Source organism: uncultured Mucilaginibacter sp. (assembly GCF_903913935.1).
GTDB lineage: Bacteria > Bacteroidota > Bacteroidia > Sphingobacteriales > Sphingobacteriaceae > Mucilaginibacter.
Map to the genome: position 1 here is coordinate 1 of NZ_CAIWNH010000422.1, position 2983 is coordinate 2983.

Annotated in this window: 3 protein-coding genes; all 3 read right to left on the reverse strand. The window is 41.3% G+C overall.

The genetic code is table 11. The features are described 5' to 3' along the window. On the reverse strand, positions 1-907 hold a 907-nt coding region (locus QZY09_RS17120), incomplete at its 3' end, for a coproporphyrinogen-III oxidase family protein (RefSeq protein ID WP_295674329.1). After that, complete coding sequence (locus QZY09_RS17125) at positions 897-1940, reverse strand: 2-hydroxyacid dehydrogenase (RefSeq protein WP_295674331.1); 1044 nt, start codon at positions 1938-1940, stop codon at positions 897-899. The genes QZY09_RS17120 and QZY09_RS17125, both read right to left, overlap by 11 nt. Positions 1941-2022: 82 nt before the next feature. Next, positions 2023-2983: cyclic nucleotide-binding domain-containing protein (locus tag QZY09_RS17130; RefSeq protein ID WP_295674333.1), on the reverse strand; the 961-nt coding region annotated here is incomplete at its 5' end.

The following is a 2983-nucleotide window of genomic DNA, read 5'->3' on the forward strand; positions in this document are numbered from 1 at the left end:
ATAAACTGTCTGCAGGTAAAGCAAAATGGTCCATCCCAATTTCATAATATCCATAACTTTTCAGCAGGCTTCTGCCGGTTTCGTACAGTATTTGTTTTGCTGCTGCATCGGGAAGATCATTCTCGGTATAATGGCGCTGGCCGGGCTTGAGCCATGGCACATGTGCATAACTATAAAAAGCTATCCTGTCGGGCATTAATTCACCCACCAATCTTATTGTTTCTGCAAGCCCGCGCTCTGTTTGCAGCGGTAAGCCGTAGATAAGGTCGAAATTAACAGAAGTATAGCCAATTGCGCGGGCGGTATTGGTTGCTTGTTCAACCTGTTCAAAGCTTTGGATCCTGTTGATGATAAATTGAACTTTCGGGTCGAAATCCTGTATGCCAAGGCTTAACCTCCTGAATCCAAGATCATACAATGTTGTCAAATGTAATTCAGTTGTATTTCCGGGGTGTGCTTCAAAACTAAACTCAGCTTCCGGGTGAATTTCTGCGTCGTTTAAAACCCCATTTATCAGTAACTGCAGGTTTTCAGCGCTGAAAAATGTCGGCGTACCGCCACCTAAATGAATTTCGCGTATAACCGGTTTCGATCCGAATATCTTTAAATACTGCTTCCACTCTTTTAAAACAGCTTGTATATAAGGCTCTTCAACCTTATGGTTTTTTGTAATGCGGGTATTGCAGCCGCAATAGGTACATAAGCTTTCACAAAACGGCAAATGTATATAAATACTAATACCATTTTCCGTGTTGCTTTCATTAAATGAAAGCTTGACAGAATCTTTCCATTGTTCTGCCGAAAATGTCTCATTATCCCAATACGGAACAGTTGGATAGCTGGTATAACGAGGGGCGGCTACATTATACTTTTCTGCCTTGTCGGTATGTAGTTGTTTAGTTAACATGGGTTTTCTTTAACTGAGTCTGGTTTAATTCATGATCCTGGCATTTTTTGATACCTATACAGGCATTACCAACGCAGGTGTTATTTTGCCATTGATCAAGATTCTTTATGGTTTGGTTGGCAATTTCCTGCAGGGCTTCCCTGGTAAGGTAAGCCTGGTGCGGGGTTACCAGCACATTGGGGTGATCCATTAACCTGGAAAGTATAGGGTCTTTCTCAATGTCATTTTTGTGATCTTCAAAAAACAGGCCTTTTTCGTATTCATATACATCGATACCTAAATATCCAATTTTCCCGTTATCCAGCGCTACTACTACATCCTTGGTGTTAATAAGTTCACCTCCCGAAGTGTTGATTAACATTACCCCGTTCTTCATTTTTTCAAGAGCGGTCTTATTGATAATGTGTTTTGTGCCCGGGGTTAAAGGCAAATGAAGCGAGATAATATCTGCTGAGGCAAATAAAGTGTCCAGGTCAACTTCCCTGATATTGTTGGTTGTTTCGGGGAAAGCAGGATCATAGCCGATAACGACGCAACCCATACCATTAAAAATATTGGCCACTGCAAGCCCGCTTTTACCAAGCCCTACCAGGCCAATAGTTTTCCCATAAAAATTAAAACCGATCAATTCATCGTTTCTGAAATCGAAATGCTTACTCTGTTCTTTGGTTTTAACGATATGCCTGTTCAATGCGAATGCAAGCGCCATCGTAAGTTCAGCAACGGCCTGCGGCGAATAATATGGAACATTTGCGAGTTTTATATCGAATTTATCGGCAGCCGCAATATTAATTTGATCGATGGTGGAAGACCGGGTAGTGATATATTTTATGCCAAATCCGGCAAGACGTTCAATAACAGGGGCTGAAACATCATCAGTCGTAAAAACAATTACCGCATCTTTTCCTTCAGCATAAATTGCCGTTTCAAGGCTTAAACTGTTAGATATTAGGGTTATATCGTGTTTTTTTTGATTGGCTTTGGCCAGGAATTCTTTTTCAAAAGGTTTTATACTATAAGCTACCGCCTTCATTCAGCTATTGTTTTATATTACAAAGCTATTTAAAGGGTGATTTCTATTGTGTGAGCAATATCAAAGAAAAAAGTGACATTGGTCAGTTTTTCATTTTGGTTAAACGGGGCAGGTCAAGTAATCGTATGGTGCTTCCCTTTTTTTCTATCAACCCTTCGTCCTTAAAGTCCGATAATGTCCTGCTTACTGTTTCGGTAGCCATGCCTGCCATCGCAGCCAGGTCTTCACGAGTAATTTTAAAGCCATCCTCTTCATCGTGGCCGGGTTGCTTGTGTAAACGCAAGATTGAATCGGCCAGTCTTTTCCTCACAGAGTTATAAGCCAGCTGTAGCAATTGTTCCTCTTTTTCGCGGATATCATTTGACAGCAGTTTAATAAACTCCTTGGCAACGTCGGGATATAAATTCAATAATTTCTCAAGACTGTCCTTGGGAATGAGGCAAACAGATGTATCCTCCAAGGCAGTAGCGGTATCGCTGTAAGGCTCATTTGCAAGCAGGGCCTGTATGCCTAAATAATTGTCGGCAGTAAATATGCCGGTCATTAATTCGCGCCCGTCTTCAGCAAGTTTAACTGTTTTTACTCGCCCGGCAAGCATTAGGTAAAGCCCGTTCCCCCTGTCGCCTTCGTAATAAATCACCTGGTTCTTTTTAAATTGCCTGGTCTTTCGTTCGCTGATTATTTTTTTCAACTCAGCAAGCCCATCGTTCTTGGAGATCAGGCTGTCCAAACGATCAAGTGATTTACTATAAAAGGTTTGCTGGATCTCTTTTTTCTTTAACCGGCTTTCAATGGCATTAAGCAATTCAATGTCATCAAAAGGCTTTGTCAGGTAATCATCTGCGCCCATTTCCATACCTTTCCTCAGGTCAACTTTTTCAGCTTTTGCTGTTAAAAATATAAACGGGATGGCGGCGGCTTCTGCGTTTTTACTCAGCAGATATAAAACACCATAACCGTCAAGTTCAGGCATCATAATGTCGCATAAGATAATATCCGGCAAATGTTTTAGCGCAAGTTCAACGCCAATTTTGCCATTATCG

Excerpts from the sequence above, each read along its gene's own strand:
- QZY09_RS17125 (WP_295674331.1), bottom strand. The coding sequence starts at position 1,940 with ATGAAGGCGGTAGCTTATAGTATAAAACCTTTTGAAAAAGAATTCCTG.